This is a genomic window from Flammeovirga sp. AWQ4_249, assembly GCF_056161045.1.
Genome location: NZ_JBSWYJ010000020.1, coordinates 96,583 through 110,981, shown reverse-complemented (window position 1 = coordinate 110,981; position 14,399 = coordinate 96,583). Strand labels below are relative to the sequence as shown.

The following is a 14,399-nucleotide window of genomic DNA, read 5'->3' as shown; positions in this document are numbered from 1 at the left end:
TGTTTAACCTTAGACTTGTGGTGATGGGCGGATTCGAACCGCCGACACACGGATTTTCAGTCCGATGCTCTACCAACTGAGCTACATCACCGGGAAACAATTTATAGTCTTGTTTAACCTTAGACTTGTGGTGATGGGCGGATTCGAACCGCCGACACACGGATTTTCAGTCCGATGCTCTACCAACTGAGCTACATCACCAGGTAGCTATAAAAGTACCTTTTTTGCTTAAAGCGATGCAAAAGTGGGGAAAAAGTATTTTAAATCAAACTATCTGACGAAGAAAATTTAAATTTTAATTAAACAGTAGTTAACAGGCTTTATCGTGATCGTAGCCATCTTGAAGTTGTACTTTAGCTAAGGAGTTGATTCTAAATTGCTTGCCTGATGATTTTTCTGTGCAAAGGTAATATTTCCTTAGTTTCTTATTTCTAATAAAAATTCGACCATCTTCCATTGAAAACTCATCACCATCTACCAAATCGTCTAAATATAGTAAAGAATCATCAACTTCAGAGTCATATAATGCCAAAGCTTTTTTCAACTGAATATCATTTCCACTGGAAGCAGAAGGGTTTAATTTATGTGATTCAACCTCTACGATTAAGTTATTTGGAAAAATCTTCTCTTTTAAAAGAAAATCTAATAACTGACCAAAATTCGTTTTCCACTCTTTTCCATGTGGAGCAACGCTATTCTGGAATTTATCCCATGTAATAAGATGTGCAACTTCATGTGTAAAAGTGATAATAAATTGATAGGGGTTTAGATTAGCATTAATACTAATTTTATGACCATGACCTCTTTGTGGAGGTCTATAATCACCATTGATAGTTTTTCTTCCACCTTTTATTGTAACATAAATCTGATATTTCAATATCCATTGGGCAAAAATCGAAGCAGCTTCCGGAGTTGTGTATTTAGACAAACGTTCCGTAATTTCTGTATGGGTCATTGACTGATTTTGAGTATTTGCTATTTTATTTTTCATATAGAATTTATCGATTTCTGATTTCTTTATTCAACTTTTACTTGATTAGTACAATAATGTGTTTCTAATTGACAATATTAAACCGAAACTTTTGAAATAAAAGCAAAAAAACATGAAAGGAGATTTAAATATTCAAGATGAAAGATTAAGAGCTTTTAAAAGATTATTAGATATAATGGATGATTTAAGGGAGAAATGTCCATGGGATAAGAAACAAACCTTAGAATCTTTGAGACATCTAACGATTGAAGAAGTTTATGAGTTATCTGATGCTATTTTAGAGGATGATAAACAAGAAATAAAAAAAGAAATGGGAGATGTATTGCTTCATTTAGTTTTTTATGCAAAAATAGGTTCAGAAACAAATGATTTTACAATTACAGAAGTTATTGATTCAATCTGTGAGAAACTGATTGTAAGACATCCACATATATATGGAGATGTTGAGGTGCAAGACGCAGATGAAGTTAGCAAAAATTGGGAATTAATTAAATTGAAGGAAAAAGGGAACAAGAAAAAGACAGTATTGGGAGGTGTTCCTAAATCTCTGCCTGCAATTGTGAAAGCATTAAGAATTCAAGATAAATCTGCAGGAGTTGGTTTTGAATGGGATAATAAAGAAGATGTATTCAAAAAAGTGGAGGAGGAAATCATCGAGCTACAAGATGAAGTAATTGCTCACGATAAAGGAGCTGATAATTTAGAAAAAATAGAAGATGAATTTGGTGATGTAATGTTCTCAATGATTAATTATGCTAGATTCTTAAAAATAAATCCGTCAGATGCTTTAGAAAAAACAAATAAAAAATTCATACAAAGATTTAATGAGATGGAACTGAAAATGAGTGAAATAGGAGTGTCTTTTGATGAGTTGTCTCTAGAGCAAATGGATAAACTTTGGGAAGAAAGTAAAAAAAATGAAAAAAAATAAGAAAATTTTTGTCTACCTTTTTTAGTTAATTGTCTCATCAATACAAAAGCTTTATCTAAACAATATAAGGTTTTAAAATCTCAAATTGTTTCCGTTAAAATTGATGATATGGTAACTTTTAACTTTAAGAAAAAAAGCAACTCTCATACTACAAAATATAAGAATTACGCTGATCAGTTCGAGACTGCTATCAAAAACCTAGAACTTTTTACTGAAGAAGAAAAAGTTAGAAATAAGATGGAATTGAATAAAAAATTCCAAGGTTATATCCTGTAGATCCTAAGAATTTATTTACCTAAGGATGTTTATTCTATCTATTGAAAGAAATAAACATCCTTAAATTTTATCTATTCTTCACTAGAGTCTATGATGTCAATATCAGAGATCAAGACTTTTTTGGAGATACTTTTTCCTGTTGGAGTAGCAGCTAAACCACCTAATGCAGTTTCTTTGTAACGATCTTCCATGCTTTGCCCTACTTCTCCCATAGCATCTACGCATTCATCTACAGGAATTACTCCACTCACATTAGCTAAAGCAATTTGAGCAGATGAATTAGCAATTGCCGCAGCACTTGCATTTCTTACGACACAAGGAACTTCCACTAATCCTGCAACTGGGTCACAAACAAGCCCAAGCATGCATTGAGTAGTAATTGCTACAGCATTAAAAATCATGTCTATATCACCACCTAGGCAATATACAATTGCACCAGAAGCCATAGCTGCAGCAGTACCTGTTTCAGCCTGACAACCTCCAACTGCACCTGCAATACCAGATTTTTTTTCCATTATTAATGCAATACCAGCAGCGATAAGAAGACCTTCATAAATTTTATCATCTTCAATATCATGTAATTCCTGTAATGTTACCAATACACCAGGAAGAATTCCAGAAGCACCCGCAGTTGGAGCGGCAACAACTCTACCCATACAAGAATTTACTTCTTTTGCAGCAAGAGCTCTCGCAACTAAAAGCTTAAACTCCTCAGACAGTACATTAATAGGAGTTTTCATTACCTTCTTACCTCCATTTTCAATCATTCCTGATCTAGATGTCATGTCTTCATTTAACCCTGTTTTTACAGCGTCTTTCATTACAAAAAAAGCATTTTTCAATGCAACTTGAATTTCCTCTTTTGTTCTTTCTTTTTCTCTGATTTCATAATCAAGAACAGGTTGGTAAAGAGGTACATTTTTCTTGTTACAATACTCTTTCCATTCTAAAAATGTCTCAAAAAGTACAGCCATGTTATGATTGTGTTTATATGGTTAGTATTTTTATACCGAAATTTATAAAAAAGAAATAATTCAACATCGATTTTTCTACTTTTATGGACAATCAAATCCTAACAGACTTCGGAAATATAGCTTTATTTATCATTGTAGGTGTTATTTTTGTATTCGGCGGTTTATTTACAGCAAGCTTAGTGCGTCCAAATAGACCAGGAGTAGAAAAATTAACAACTTACGAAAGTGGGGAAGACCCAATTGGTTCAGCATGGGGAGGTTTTAATATACGATTTTATATTATTGCTCTGATTTTTCTCTTATTTGAAGTCGAAATACTATTTTTATTTCCTTGGGCAACAATTTTTGGAGATGCTGATAAAATTGAAGCTACAAATGGAATATGGGGATGGTTTGCATTAGTGGAAATTTTTCTTTTTGTTGGAATTTTAATTGTTGGCTTGATATACGTTTGGAAAAAAGGATTTCTAGATTGGGTGAAACCAACAAATATTCAAAATAAGTCTACTCCTAAAGGTTTTAAGAAAGATCTTTACGATAATTTTAATAAGCAATACACTAAATAATATTAGTTTGAGATTTATTCATCTATTTTTTTACATATTTATTGGATCTATTTTTTTATTGAGCTCTTGTGATCCTCAAGATGAAATTTTATCTACCGATCCAAACTTGACTTTAACTTTCAGTCAAGATACCGTATTCTTTGATACCTTATTTACATCAAAAGAAGACGAAGGTATTGATATGAAAAGTATTACAAAGAGATTTACAGTTTATAATACAAGTGAAAATGCTGTAAATATTTCTGAAATAGCACTTTCGGATCCTAATAATATTTATAATGTATTGATCAATGGACAAGCATCAGATAGAGTCGAAGATACTTTTCTAAGAGGTGGAGATAGTATGGTTGTTTTTACAGAAGCAAATATTCCATATGAAAATGAAGATGATATTAGAGAATATTCTGGAGCAGTTAACTTTTACACTAATGGAAATCGACAAGAAGTTATTTTAAATGCTTTTGCTCAAGATCCTTACTATGTTTCAAGTAGTAGTGTTGTTTTAGGTGATGTATATTGGGGGAAAGAAAGACCATACGTAATTATTGACTCCTTATATATATCACAATCTTCTTCCTTAACAGTAGAAGCTGGTGCAAGTATAATCTTTGATAATGAAGCAAAAATACAAGTAAGTGGTTCTCTCAAACTGATGGGTACTACTGTAGATTCAATTCGATTAGAGAGTATTCGTACAGATGGTAACTATTATGATTCACCTGGACAATGGGGAGGCATAATTTTCGATTCTCTCAGTAATAACAATATGATAATTGGCACATATTTAAAAAATGCTAGTTTTGGGTTGTATATTTATCACCCTGATAATGATAATGATATCGATCTTACTATTGAAAATTCAACTATAGAAAATATTTCTCTTGTAGGAGTAAGTGTAATAGGTGCTGATGTGTCTGTAATTAATAGTACAATTAGTCATACAATAGATTATGCATATGCACATGCTTCTGGTGGTGTTTGTAATTTCATTTTTAATACAATAGTTAATGAAAATACGGGCTACTTTAGAGAGAAACCATCAATTGCTTTTGAGTCAATATTAGAAGATAATCCTCATAATGAAACGATCCACTTAACTTTCCAAAATAATATAGTATGGGGCAGTTTGTATGATGAAATGCTTATTTCTTCAGGAGTTGATGAAATAAGCGTAGTACATAATATAATAAAAACAACAAGTACAGACTTTGATGAAACTAATTTGATAAATGTAGACCCTTATTTTAAAATTCCGTATTCATATAACTATCAAATAGCTGAAGATAGTCCTGCAAGAAGCGCTGGTATTGATATTGAAGGAATTAATATTGATCAAATAGGTAACGAAAGATTATCACCGCCAGATATTGGTGCTTTACAATATGTTCAAGACTCAATTCAATAAAAAGTTGAAAACTCTACTACAAATAATAATTTCACTGACAATAAATACGACATTATTCGCTCAACAAGAATGGATTAAAGATCTAGAGTTGAAAGAATGTAAACAAATGACAAACTACGAAGGTAGATTTGATTTAAGTGGAATGACTACTTTTAATGATTCTATCTATATTATTGCTGATAAAAAAGAAAATCATTTCATATATAAATTAAATTGGAATCAGGATAATTGGACAGTTACTCCTGCAATTGATATTTTGATAAAAAATAATAATGATTTCGAAGGTGTCTCATATTATAAGGATAATGTTATTCTTATTAATGAAGCTGATAATTCTGTGTATGCGCTCAACTTAAGCACTAAAAATACAAAGCTATTACCTATTGACTGGAGTAATTTATCCTTACCAAGGAATAAATGGATGAAAAATGCAGGCTTTGAGGGAGTGGCAATAAATACAAAAGAGGATATTCTTTATTTAGCAAAAGAACGAGATCCTAGGATAATTATTGAAGTTGACTTAAAGACCAATAAAATAATAGATGAATACGACCTTAAAAAGTCTTGTTCAAAGGATTTCGCAGATCTATATTATTACAATGGATATTTATATGGTTTAGAAAGAAATGCACAATGCATCGCAAAAATAGATTTGGAGACTAAAAAGATTGTACAACATTACAGTTTTAAGAAATCTACCACTTATAAAGGAGAAAAATTATATGAGCCAGCTAAATATGGAATGGCTGAAGCTTTAATGATAAAAAATGATCAAATTTGGATTGGTTGGGATAATAATGGTGTTGAAGTATCAAGTTTTGCAAAAGATAAGTACAATATTAAAGGTGATTTACCTGTTATTTTGATATTTGATAAGCCAATTGACTTCTAAAATCTAAATAAATGTAATTGAATTTAACTTTTTTCATGACCCTTGTGTTAGATGATGTGTACGGAGCACAAGGTAAAACTATGAAAGTGTAAAAGTTTTTAAATTTAAGTAGATATTTTCGCTAACTACTTGGATTACAAAAAAAAGTGTTATACTTTTGCAGTCCAAACCTCGGGAAACTACGTTTATTATTAGACATGAACGCAAGTCCTAAATTATTTGACTATTAGAAATATTAATTCTGTTAGAAAAGGATTTTAGCAATTTGCGCTTAAAGTTCTCCGAGTAGTTTGTGCACTTAGGCATAAGAAATCACAGGAGGTTCCTGTGTGTAGGTAAATAACAGAACGAAAATGTTACAGCCAAAAAGAGTCAAGTTCAGAAAGAGACAAAAAGAAAGAAGTAGAAGCCATGGTATCGCTCAACGCGGTCATAGCGTTTCTTTCGGTAGCTTTGGGTTGAAAGCTCTTGAAGGTGGTTGGATCACTGCTCGTCAAATTGAGGCATCTCGTATTGCGATGACTCGTGCGATGAAACGTGAAGGTCAGGTATGGATCCGTATCTTCCCTGACAAACCAGTTACTTCAAAGCCAGCCGAAGTACGTATGGGTAAGGGTAAAGGTGCCCCTGCTTATTGGGTTGCTCCAGTGAAAGCCGGAACAATCTTGTTCGAATCTGATGGAGTATCAATCGAGAGAGCTCAGGAGTCAATGAGATTGGCTGCGCAAAAGCTCCCAATCAAAGTGAAGTTTGTAGTTCGACCAGACTACGTAGGATAAGCTTAGAAGATGAAAACACTAGATTTAAAAAAGCAGGTGAAAGCAATGTCTTCAGAAGAGCTAGCTGAGAATATCAAAACTTCTCAGAAGCAATTAGAAGATTTAGCTTATGCTCATGCAGTATCACCATTGGAGAACCCAATGCAACTTAGTTCACTAAGAAAGCAAGTAGCTCGTTTAAAAACTGAGTTACACGCAAAAGTGACTGTTGAGTTGGAGGAAAAGGTTAAAGCTGAGAACGTAACTCGTGAGACTATCTCAGAGTTCTTGCAAAAGTCAACGTTCCTAGCGCCTGTAAACAAGAAGATGGTCTTAAGAGCCATTGAGAAAGTTAACAACTAAGATACCTGACAGAAGAGGATCATGGAAAGAAACTTCAGAAAGCAGCGTACTGGAATCGTTGTAAGCGACAAAATGGATAAGTCAATCACAGTGCAAGTGGAAACACGTCAAAAGCACCCGATGTACGGTAAGTTCATCAAGACGACTAAGAAATTTATGGCGCATGACGACAGTAACACTGCAGGTATCGGAGATACCGTTAGAATCATGGAGACGCGCCCAATGAGTGCGCGTAAACGTTGGAGATTGGTGGAGATCGTAGAGAAAGCGAAGTAATTCCTTTTTCTATCCATCGAAAAATTAAATTTTTACAATCACCAAAAAAAGAATCCTTAATAGGATAGGAGAATGATACAACAGGAATCAAGACTGTCAGTAGCAGATAACTCAGGAGCAAAAGAAGTTTTATGTATTCGCGTTTTAGGCGGTACTAAAAAACGTTACGCTTCTGTAGGCGACAAAATTGTCGTTTCTGTGAAGTCAGCTATCCCTTCTTCAAACGTTAAGAAAGGGACTGTATCTAAAGCGGTTGTTGTAAGAACAAAAAAAGAAGTTCGTAGAAAGGACGGTTCTTACATTCGTTTCGAAGATAACGCAGCGGTTTTATTAAACCCGCAAGACGAGCCAAGAGGTACTCGTATCTTCGGACCAGTCGCAAGAGAGCTTCGTGAGAAGCAATTTATGAAAATCGTTTCGTTAGCACCTGAGGTACTCTAAGAGTTATGAATAGAAAATTCCATATCAAAAAAGGCGACAAAGTAACGATCATCTCTGGAAACCATAAAGGTCAAGAGGGTGTAGTACTAAATGTCGATCGTGAGAAGGAGCGTGCCACTGTTGAAGGTGTGAATATGGTTACTAAGCACATCAAACCAACAGCTGAAAAGCCAGAGGGCGGTGTGAAAAAATTAGAAGCACCAATTCACGTTTCTAACATCATGTTAATCGATCCTGAAACGGGAAAATCAACTCGCGTAGGTCGTAAGCAAGACGAAAACGGTAAGTTGAAAAGATATTCTAAGAACACTGGAAAATTTATCGACTAATGGCTACAGCGACAAGATTAAAGGACAAATACCAGGAGGAAATCGTTCCAGCATTAAAGGAACGTTTTAATTACAAGTCTGTAATGCAAGTTCCAAAATTGGAGAAAATTATTATCAACCGTGGTGTTGGTGAGGCAGTTGCAGATAAAAAACTTGTAGACATCGCAGTAGAAGAACTTTCTACTATCGCTGGTCAAAAAGCAGTTCCAACGATGTCTAAGAAATCAATCTCGAACTTCAAATTACGTGAGGATATGCCAATCGGTGCTCGTGTAACATTAAGAGGTGACAGAATGTATCAATTCTTAGATCGTTTGATCACAATTGCTATTCCTCGTGAGCGTGACTTCCAAGGCATCAAAGATAAATTGGATGGTCGCGGTAACTACACTTTAGGTGTGAAAGAGCAGATCATTTTCCCAGAGATCAAAATTGATCAAGTAAAGAAAGTGACAGGTATGGACATTACGTTCACTACTTCTGCAAACACTGATGAAGAAGCATATGAGCTTCTGAAATTATTTGGAATGCCTTTTAAGAAAAAGTAGTAAACACGAGAAATTATGGCAAGAGAAGCGATAAAAGCGAGAGAACGTAAGCGTGAAAGACTTGTTGCAAAGTATGCAGCAAAACGCAAAGCGTTAAAAGAAGCAGGTGACTGGGAAGGTTTAGATGCTCTTCCTAAGAACTCTTCACCAGTTCGTTTACACAATCGTTGTAAATTAACTGGACGTCCAAAAGGTTACATGCGTAAGTTTGGTATTTCACGTGTTACATTCCGTGAAATGGCATCAGCAGGTAAGATCCCAGGCGTTACAAAATCGAGCTGGTAATTAAATTTAGGAACCTACAACATTAGTGTTGTAAAAATATTTGCAAGCAATGGCAATGACAGATCCTATAGCGGACTACCTTACGAGACTTAGAAATGCGATTAGCGCTAACAAGCGTATCGTAGAAGTTCCTGCTTCTAATATCAAGAAGCAGATGACTAAGGTACTGCATGAGAAAGGCTTCGTTCAAGGCTACAAGTTTGAGGATGGTGTTAATACACAAGGCGTAATCAAAATCGCTTTGAAATACCACCCAGTAACTAAGCAACCTGCGGTTGTTGATCTAGAGCGTGTATCACGTCCAGGTCTCCGTAAGTATGCTAACGCTAAGAGCATGCCGCGTGTATTAAATGGTTTAGGTATTGCAATCCTTTCTACTTCGAAAGGTGTAATGACTGACAAAGAAGCACGTGAATTAAACGTTGGTGGAGAGATTCTTTGCTACGTATACTAAGAGTAGAAGAAATACTTTTATTAAATAATTGGCTGACCGCTTTCCATAGTCGAAAGCCTTAAGCCTAAATAGTAAAAACCATGTCAAGAATTGGTAAAAAACCTGTTACTATCCCTTCAGGTGTCGAGGTGAAAGTTACTGACGCTAACGTGTTAGTAGTGAAAGGCCCTAAAGGTGAATTACAACAGGAAATCAACAAAGACATCAATATTGAAGTTGAAGGTTCTGAAGTACGTTTTGTACGTCCATCAGATCATAAAGATCATCGCTCTATGCACGGTCTTTATAGAGCTTTAACTCAAAACATGGTGACTGGAGTATCTGAAGGATATAAAAAGTCATTAGAGTTAATTGGTGTTGGTTTTAAAGCATCGGTACAAGGTCAATTATTAGACCTTGATCTTGGTTATTCACACCGTATCCTTTTCCAAGTTCCAGCGGAAATCAAGGTGAGTGCTGAAACAGCTAAAGGTAAAGCTCCTGTAGTTACTATCGAGGGAATCGATAAGCAATTAGTAGGACAAGTAGCTGCTAAAGTTCGCTCATTCAGAAAGCCAGAACCATATAAAGGTAAAGGCGTGAAGTATGTTGGTGAAGAGATTAGAAGAAAAGCAGGTAAAGCTGCTGGTAAAAAATAACAAGTATGGCCACTAAGAAAGATCTGAGAAGACTGAGAATCAAAAGGGGCATTCGTAAGAAAGTTTCTGGTACGCCAGAACGTCCTAGACTCTCTGTATATAAGAGTAACACTGCAATTTATGTGCAGTTGATCGACGACCTAAACAGCCGTACTGTTGTTGCCACAAGCTCTCGTGAGATTAATGCTGATAGCAAATCTGCGAATATTGCTTTGGCTACAGAAGTAGGCAAAAAGGTTGCTGAAAAAGCTACAGCTGCTGGTATCTCTACGGTCGTATTTGACCGTAACGGTTACCTTTACCACGGTAAAGTTAAAGCGTTAGCAGAAGGTGCTAGAGAAGGTGGTTTGAAATTCTAAAGAAGTTGTCAGAGATGAAACAGAACGTAACAAAAGTAAAATCAGCCGATCTAGAACTTACAGAAAAAGTTGTTGCTATTAAGCGTGTTGCTAAAGTAGTAAAAGGTGGTAGACGCTTCAGCTTTTCTGCTATCGTAGTTGTAGGTAACGGTGATGGTGTTGCAGGTTATGGTTTAGGTAAAGCTAACGAAGTAACTGATGCAATCACTAAAGGCATCGACGACGCTAAGAAAAACCTTATGAAGGTTCCAGTATTGAAAGGTACTGTACCACACCCTCAAAAAGGTAAATTCGGTGGCGGACGCGTGCTAATCAAACCTGCTTCTGCAGGTACTGGTGTTATCGCAGGTGGTGCGATGCGTGCAGTACTAGAGTCAGCAGGTGTTCATGACGTATTGGCAAAGTCGCAAGGTTCTTCTAACCCACATAACGTGGTTAAAGCAACTTTCGACGCGTTACTAAAAATGCGTGATCCACGTATGGTAGCGGAACAACGCGGCGTGAAATTGAGCAAAGTTTTTAACGGCTAATCAATAAATTTAATCTGTTATGGCAAAGATCCGTATTACTCAGGTTAGATCGTTGATCGGTCGTCCTGAAAGACAAAAACGCACAATTAAAGCACTTGGTTTAGGAAAAATCAACAAAACTGTGGAAAAAGAAGTAAATCCACAGATCCTTGGCATGGTTAAGGCAGTTGATCACCTAATCAGTGTTGAAGAGTTGTAAATTCTTTGTACTTTTGCACAAGGCATTAGTACTTTAAAGGTATTAATTGGGAAACAGTCATGAAACTGCATACACTAAGTCCTGCGAAAGGCGGTAAAGTTCGCCAAAATAAGCGCGTAGGTCGTGGACAAGGCTCAGGCCGTGGTGGCACGTCAACACGTGGTCACAAAGGTGCTAAGTCTCGTTCTGGTTACAGCCAGAAGTTTGGCTTCGAAGGAGGTCAAATGCCATTACAGCGCCGCGTGCCTAAATTTGGCTTCAAAGCTCCTTTCAGAGTTGAATATAGCGTAATCAACTTGGATGATATCCAAAAGATCGCTACAGAGAAAGGTATTACTACTTTCGCATTTGAGACATTCGTGGAGTTAGGCGTTGTTGCTAAGAACGGTAAAGTTAAAGTTCTTGGTAATGGTGAGCTAACTGCAACAGTAGAGATTTCGGCGAACGCTTTCTCTGCATCTGCTAAAGAGGCAATCGAAAAAGCAGGCGGAAAAGCGATTACATTGTAAGAAGCTATGAATAAGTTTGTCAAGACACTGAAGAACATTTTTTCAATCGAGGAGCTCAGAGATAGAATTCTATTTACTCTGGGTTTCCTAGCGATTTTTAGATTGGGGTCGTATATCGTCCTTCCTGGAGTAGATCCAAATGCACTATCTGAAACATCAGGTGGTCTTATGGGGATGTTAAACATCTTTTTAGGTGGAGCATTTACGCGTGCTTCTATCTTTGCTCTTGGTATTATGCCTTACATTTCGGCATCAATTGTGATCCAATTGTTAGGTATGGCTGTACCTTACTTCCAACGTTTACAGAAGGAAGGAGAGTCAGGACGTAAACGCATGAACCAAATTACGCGTGTTTTGACGATCGTGATTACACTTGCTCAAGGATCTGGATACTTGTATTCAACTATTCCTAATGAGGCAATCGTAATCAGCCAGTCATTATTTTATCCTGCGGCAATGATTATTTTGACTGCAGGTACAGTTTTCTGTATGTGGCTTGGTGAAAAAATCACTGAGAAAGGAATTGGAAACGGTATTTCAATGCTGATCATGATCGGTATTATTTCAAGTTTCCCTACTGCAATCGTTCAGGAGGTAAAAACTCAAAGTTCATCTTTGATCTTTTTAATTGCTGAATTAATTGCACTATTCTTTATCGTAATGGGAGTTGTTTTATTAAATGCTGCTGTTCGTAAAGTACCTGTGCAATATGCTCGTCAAGTTGTTGGTGCTGGAGGTAAAAAGCGTACGCTTGCTACAGGTCAACGTTCATACATTCCTTTAAAAGTGAATGCTGCGAACGTTATGCCTATTATTTTCGCCCAATCATTGATGTTCCTTCCTTCATTGATCGCTGGAGCATTCCAAGATGAAAGTGATACAGCAAGATGGATAATGCAGAATTTCTCTGATTATACATCTTTTGCTTATAACTTAACATTTGGATTAATGATTCTATTATTTACTTATTTCTATACTGCAATTACGATCAATCCTGATCAAATGGCAGAAGATTTAAAAAGAAATAATGCATTTGTTCCAAACGTGAAACCAGGTGAGGAGACTTCTGAGTTCATCAGTTGGATCTTAGATCGTATTACTTTACCTTCAGCAATTTACTTAGCTGTAGTTGCTATTTTACCTGCATTTGCAAGTATGTTAGGGGTAAGTTCAACATTCTCTAGATTTTATGGAGGTACTTCATTAATCATTATGGTGGGTGTGATCTTAGATACACTGCAACAAATTGAATCATACTTGCTAATGCAAAATTATGATACAATGATGAAGTCCGGTAATATCAAAGGCCGCCAAAATGTGGCAACAGTCTAATGGTATACTATAAGACAGCAGAAGAGATCGAACTTATGCGTCAATCGGGTGATTTACTCGGTAGAGCTCATGGTGAGGTCGCAAAAAATATTAAAGAAGGGGTTAGCCTTAATGCTCTGGATAAAATCGCTCAAGAATTTATTCAGGACAATGGGGCTCACCCCTCATTCTTGAATTATAAGGGGTTTCCCGGTACACTTTGCATGTCTTTAAATGACGTTATTGTACATGGTTTACCTTCTGATTATATCCTAAAAAATGGAGACATCATATCATTAGATTGTGGTGTTTTCTTAAATGGATATCATTCGGATAGTGCCTATACTTATCCTGTAGGAGAAGTAGATGCAGAAACAATGAAACTTTTGAAAGTAACTAAAGAGTGCTTGCAAAAAGGAATTGATGAATGCAAAATCAATAACAGAATTGGAGATATAAGTTATGCTGTACAACAGCATGCTGAAATGCATGGTTATGGCGTGGTTAGAGAATTGGTTGGTCATGGTTTAGGTAAAAACCTTCATGAAAAACCTGAAGTACCTAACTATGGCAAACGTGGAAGAGGATTAAAAATCAAGGACGGATTAGTTATAGCAATTGAACCTATGATAAATATGGGGACGAGAGCAATCACTCAAGAGAGAGACGGTTGGACAATTCGTACAAGAGATCGTAAGCCCTCAGCTCATTATGAACACACAGTAGCTATCATTGATGGAAAAACTGAAGTGTTGACAACGTTCAAGTACATTGAGGAAGTATATCCATTTTAAATCAATATCAAATGCCAAAACAGTCTAACATTACCCAAGACGGTACGATCGTAGAGGCACTTTCTAATGCAATGTTCCGTGTGGAGCTTAAGAATGGACACCAGGTAATAGCACATATTTCTGGTAAAATGCGTATGCATTACATTCGTATCCTCCCTGGTGATAAAGTGCGTTTAGAAATGTCACCTTATGATCTTACTAAAGGAAGAATTGTTTATAGATATAAATAATTCAAAAAAATGTCTATCTTTGCACGCTCGCATTTAATTTTATTCATTTAGGTTAACATGCGGTAACAAAATAAGGGAATTATTCCCTCTATTTTTGCATTTAAGAAGGTAGGTTATGTGCATGTGATGTTTTTTTATGGATAAACTGAGCATGGATAGGCGACTTTCGGGTGCCTTGACATTTTAATCAAGGATTTATTACGTTTTATAAACAATTGGAGCAATGAAAGTCAAAGCTTCTATCAAAAAACGCAGTGCGGACGATAAGATCATCCGCCGCAAAGGCAAATTGTACGTTATTAACAAGAAAAACCCTAGACATAAACAACGTCAAGGATAA

The 14,399-nt window shown here is 36.0% G+C and carries 24 protein-coding genes and 2 tRNA genes; 22 read left to right on the top strand and 4 right to left on the bottom strand.

Annotated elements, in window-relative coordinates:
* Positions 1-18: 18 nt before the first annotated feature.
* The 3 genes from ACXAHM_RS15560 to ACXAHM_RS15550 form a co-directional block, all read right to left on the bottom strand.
* Positions 19-91: transfer RNA gene (locus ACXAHM_RS15560), tRNA-Phe, on the bottom strand.
* 37 nt (positions 92-128) lie between these two features.
* A tRNA-Phe gene (locus ACXAHM_RS15555) sits at positions 129-201 on the bottom strand.
* Between the two features lie 109 nt (positions 202-310).
* Entirely contained in the window at positions 311-991 is a 681-nt protein-coding gene (locus tag ACXAHM_RS15550; protein WP_474961396.1) for a SprT-like domain-containing protein, read from the bottom strand.
* Positions 992-1,103: 112 nt separating this feature from the next.
* On the opposite strand from ACXAHM_RS15550, the gene mazG reads away from it, so the two are divergent.
* A complete protein-coding gene (gene mazG / locus ACXAHM_RS15545) occupies positions 1,104-1,922 on the top strand; it encodes a nucleoside triphosphate pyrophosphohydrolase (RefSeq protein WP_474961394.1) in 819 nt (272 codons plus the stop codon).
* A 108-nt stretch (positions 1,923-2,030) separates the two neighbouring features.
* Positions 2,031-2,198: a hypothetical protein gene (locus tag ACXAHM_RS15540; RefSeq protein ID WP_474961392.1), complete on the top strand. Its 168-nt coding sequence runs from the start codon at positions 2,031-2,033 to the stop codon at positions 2,196-2,198.
* 71 nt (positions 2,199-2,269) lie between these two features.
* Here the strand turns inward: ACXAHM_RS15540 and sdaAA are convergent, their stop codons facing one another.
* Entirely contained in the window at positions 2,270-3,172 is a 903-nt protein-coding gene (gene sdaAA, locus ACXAHM_RS15535) for an L-serine ammonia-lyase, iron-sulfur-dependent, subunit alpha (protein ID WP_474961390.1), read from the bottom strand.
* An 83-nt stretch (positions 3,173-3,255) separates the two neighbouring features.
* Between sdaAA and ACXAHM_RS15530 the strand changes: the two genes are divergently transcribed.
* From ACXAHM_RS15530 to rpmJ, 20 genes are all read left to right on the top strand, one after another.
* On the top strand, positions 3,256-3,738 hold the full coding sequence (locus ACXAHM_RS15530; RefSeq protein WP_474961388.1) for an NADH-quinone oxidoreductase subunit A: 483 nt from the start codon (positions 3,256-3,258) through the stop codon (positions 3,736-3,738).
* A 58-nt stretch (positions 3,739-3,796) separates the two neighbouring features.
* Positions 3,797-5,143 (top strand): hypothetical protein, encoded by a 1,347-nt coding sequence (locus ACXAHM_RS15525; RefSeq protein ID WP_474961386.1) that lies wholly within the window; start codon positions 3,797-3,799, stop codon positions 5,141-5,143.
* A 4-nt stretch (positions 5,144-5,147) separates the two neighbouring features.
* Positions 5,148-6,035 (top strand): SdiA-regulated domain-containing protein, encoded by an 888-nt coding sequence (locus tag ACXAHM_RS15520; protein ID WP_474961384.1) that lies wholly within the window; start codon positions 5,148-5,150, stop codon positions 6,033-6,035.
* 353 nt (positions 6,036-6,388) lie between these two features.
* Entirely contained in the window at positions 6,389-6,814 is a 426-nt protein-coding gene (gene rplP / locus ACXAHM_RS15515; protein WP_044203083.1) for a 50S ribosomal protein L16, read from the top strand.
* A gap of 9 nt (positions 6,815-6,823) precedes the next feature.
* Entirely contained in the window at positions 6,824-7,156 is a 333-nt protein-coding gene (gene rpmC / locus ACXAHM_RS15510; RefSeq protein WP_474961381.1) for a 50S ribosomal protein L29, read from the top strand.
* Between the two features lie 21 nt (positions 7,157-7,177).
* The gene (gene rpsQ, locus ACXAHM_RS15505; RefSeq protein WP_044203085.1) at positions 7,178-7,432 is read left to right on the top strand and encodes a 30S ribosomal protein S17; all 255 of its coding nucleotides are present in this window, start codon (positions 7,178-7,180) and stop codon (positions 7,430-7,432) included.
* Between the two features lie 72 nt (positions 7,433-7,504).
* The gene (gene rplN / locus ACXAHM_RS15500; protein ID WP_044203087.1) at positions 7,505-7,873 is read left to right on the top strand and encodes a 50S ribosomal protein L14; all 369 of its coding nucleotides are present in this window, start codon (positions 7,505-7,507) and stop codon (positions 7,871-7,873) included.
* A gap of 5 nt (positions 7,874-7,878) precedes the next feature.
* A complete protein-coding gene (gene rplX, locus ACXAHM_RS15495) occupies positions 7,879-8,202 on the top strand; it encodes a 50S ribosomal protein L24 (RefSeq protein WP_474961378.1) in 324 nt (107 codons plus the stop codon).
* On the top strand, positions 8,202-8,750 hold the full coding sequence (gene rplE, locus ACXAHM_RS15490) for a 50S ribosomal protein L5 (RefSeq protein ID WP_474961376.1): 549 nt from the start codon (positions 8,202-8,204) through the stop codon (positions 8,748-8,750). The genes rplX and rplE overlap by 1 nt, the downstream gene beginning before the upstream one ends.
* A 15-nt stretch (positions 8,751-8,765) precedes the next feature.
* Positions 8,766-9,035 carry a 30S ribosomal protein S14 gene (gene rpsN / locus ACXAHM_RS15485; protein WP_044203093.1) on the top strand — a complete coding sequence of 90 codons (270 nt, stop codon included), beginning with the start codon at positions 8,766-8,768 and terminating at the stop codon, positions 9,033-9,035.
* 55 nt (positions 9,036-9,090) lie between these two features.
* Entirely contained in the window at positions 9,091-9,489 is a 399-nt protein-coding gene (gene rpsH, locus ACXAHM_RS15480; protein ID WP_062619153.1) for a 30S ribosomal protein S8, read from the top strand.
* A gap of 80 nt (positions 9,490-9,569) precedes the next feature.
* The gene (rplF, locus tag ACXAHM_RS15475) at positions 9,570-10,127 is read left to right on the top strand and encodes a 50S ribosomal protein L6 (protein WP_474961372.1); all 558 of its coding nucleotides are present in this window, start codon (positions 9,570-9,572) and stop codon (positions 10,125-10,127) included.
* A 5-nt stretch (positions 10,128-10,132) separates the two neighbouring features.
* On the top strand, positions 10,133-10,486 hold the full coding sequence (rplR, locus tag ACXAHM_RS15470) for a 50S ribosomal protein L18 (protein ID WP_474961370.1): 354 nt from the start codon (positions 10,133-10,135) through the stop codon (positions 10,484-10,486).
* A gap of 14 nt (positions 10,487-10,500) precedes the next feature.
* Positions 10,501-11,016, top strand: a complete 516-nt coding sequence (gene rpsE, locus ACXAHM_RS15465; RefSeq protein WP_044203098.1) for a 30S ribosomal protein S5 — start codon at positions 10,501-10,503, stop codon at positions 11,014-11,016.
* A 19-nt stretch (positions 11,017-11,035) separates the two neighbouring features.
* Entirely contained in the window at positions 11,036-11,215 is a 180-nt protein-coding gene (gene rpmD / locus ACXAHM_RS15460; protein ID WP_044203100.1) for a 50S ribosomal protein L30, read from the top strand.
* A gap of 59 nt (positions 11,216-11,274) precedes the next feature.
* Positions 11,275-11,724: a 50S ribosomal protein L15 gene (gene rplO, locus ACXAHM_RS15455; RefSeq protein WP_474961365.1), complete on the top strand. Its 450-nt coding sequence runs from the start codon at positions 11,275-11,277 to the stop codon at positions 11,722-11,724.
* A gap of 6 nt (positions 11,725-11,730) precedes the next feature.
* Positions 11,731-13,056: a preprotein translocase subunit SecY gene (gene secY / locus ACXAHM_RS15450; protein ID WP_474961363.1), complete on the top strand. Its 1,326-nt coding sequence runs from the start codon at positions 11,731-11,733 to the stop codon at positions 13,054-13,056.
* On the top strand, positions 13,056-13,829 hold the full coding sequence (gene map / locus ACXAHM_RS15445; protein WP_474961361.1) for a type I methionyl aminopeptidase: 774 nt from the start codon (positions 13,056-13,058) through the stop codon (positions 13,827-13,829). Before secY ends, map begins: the two co-directional genes overlap by 1 nt.
* Before the next feature lie 11 nt (positions 13,830-13,840).
* Positions 13,841-14,059, top strand: coding sequence for a translation initiation factor IF-1 (gene infA / locus ACXAHM_RS15440; protein ID WP_044203105.1), 219 nt, complete (start codon positions 13,841-13,843; stop codon positions 14,057-14,059).
* 223 nt (positions 14,060-14,282) lie between these two features.
* Positions 14,283-14,399, top strand: coding sequence for a 50S ribosomal protein L36 (rpmJ, locus tag ACXAHM_RS15435; protein WP_082026427.1), 117 nt, complete (start codon positions 14,283-14,285; stop codon positions 14,397-14,399).

What these genes read in the sequence shown, in the direction of transcription:
- map (WP_474961361.1), top strand. Translation starts at nt 13,056, where the DNA reads ATGGTATACTATAAGACAGCAGAAGAGATCGAACTTATGCGTCAATCG.
- secY (WP_474961363.1), top strand. Translation starts at nt 11,731, where the DNA reads ATGAATAAGTTTGTCAAGACACTGAAGAACATTTTTTCAATCGAGGAG.
- rpsH (WP_062619153.1), top strand. Translation starts at nt 9,091, where the DNA reads ATGACAGATCCTATAGCGGACTACCTTACGAGACTTAGAAATGCGATT.
- rplR (WP_474961370.1), top strand. Translation starts at nt 10,133, where the DNA reads ATGGCCACTAAGAAAGATCTGAGAAGACTGAGAATCAAAAGGGGCATT.
- mazG (WP_474961394.1), top strand. Translation starts at nt 1,104, where the DNA reads ATGAAAGGAGATTTAAATATTCAAGATGAAAGATTAAGAGCTTTTAAA.
- rplF (WP_474961372.1), top strand. Translation starts at nt 9,570, where the DNA reads ATGTCAAGAATTGGTAAAAAACCTGTTACTATCCCTTCAGGTGTCGAG.
- infA (WP_044203105.1), top strand. Translation starts at nt 13,841, where the DNA reads ATGCCAAAACAGTCTAACATTACCCAAGACGGTACGATCGTAGAGGCA.
- rpmJ (WP_082026427.1), top strand. Translation starts at nt 14,283, where the DNA reads ATGAAAGTCAAAGCTTCTATCAAAAAACGCAGTGCGGACGATAAGATC.
- rpmC (WP_474961381.1), top strand. Translation starts at nt 6,824, where the DNA reads ATGAAAACACTAGATTTAAAAAAGCAGGTGAAAGCAATGTCTTCAGAA.
- rpmD (WP_044203100.1), top strand. Translation starts at nt 11,036, where the DNA reads ATGGCAAAGATCCGTATTACTCAGGTTAGATCGTTGATCGGTCGTCCT.
- ACXAHM_RS15540 (WP_474961392.1), top strand. Translation starts at nt 2,031, where the DNA reads ATGGTAACTTTTAACTTTAAGAAAAAAAGCAACTCTCATACTACAAAA.
- rplN (WP_044203087.1), top strand. Translation starts at nt 7,505, where the DNA reads ATGATACAACAGGAATCAAGACTGTCAGTAGCAGATAACTCAGGAGCA.
- rpsQ (WP_044203085.1), top strand. Translation starts at nt 7,178, where the DNA reads ATGGAAAGAAACTTCAGAAAGCAGCGTACTGGAATCGTTGTAAGCGAC.
- ACXAHM_RS15550 (WP_474961396.1), bottom strand. Translation starts at nt 991, where the DNA reads ATGAAAAATAAAATAGCAAATACTCAAAATCAGTCAATGACCCATACA.
- rplP (WP_044203083.1), top strand. Translation starts at nt 6,389, where the DNA reads ATGTTACAGCCAAAAAGAGTCAAGTTCAGAAAGAGACAAAAAGAAAGA.
- rplE (WP_474961376.1), top strand. Translation starts at nt 8,202, where the DNA reads ATGGCTACAGCGACAAGATTAAAGGACAAATACCAGGAGGAAATCGTT.
- rpsN (WP_044203093.1), top strand. Translation starts at nt 8,766, where the DNA reads ATGGCAAGAGAAGCGATAAAAGCGAGAGAACGTAAGCGTGAAAGACTT.
- rplX (WP_474961378.1), top strand. Translation starts at nt 7,879, where the DNA reads ATGAATAGAAAATTCCATATCAAAAAAGGCGACAAAGTAACGATCATC.
- ACXAHM_RS15530 (WP_474961388.1), top strand. Translation starts at nt 3,256, where the DNA reads ATGGACAATCAAATCCTAACAGACTTCGGAAATATAGCTTTATTTATC.
- rpsE (WP_044203098.1), top strand. Translation starts at nt 10,501, where the DNA reads ATGAAACAGAACGTAACAAAAGTAAAATCAGCCGATCTAGAACTTACA.
- sdaAA (WP_474961390.1), bottom strand. Translation starts at nt 3,172, where the DNA reads ATGGCTGTACTTTTTGAGACATTTTTAGAATGGAAAGAGTATTGTAAC.
- rplO (WP_474961365.1), top strand. Translation starts at nt 11,275, where the DNA reads ATGAAACTGCATACACTAAGTCCTGCGAAAGGCGGTAAAGTTCGCCAA.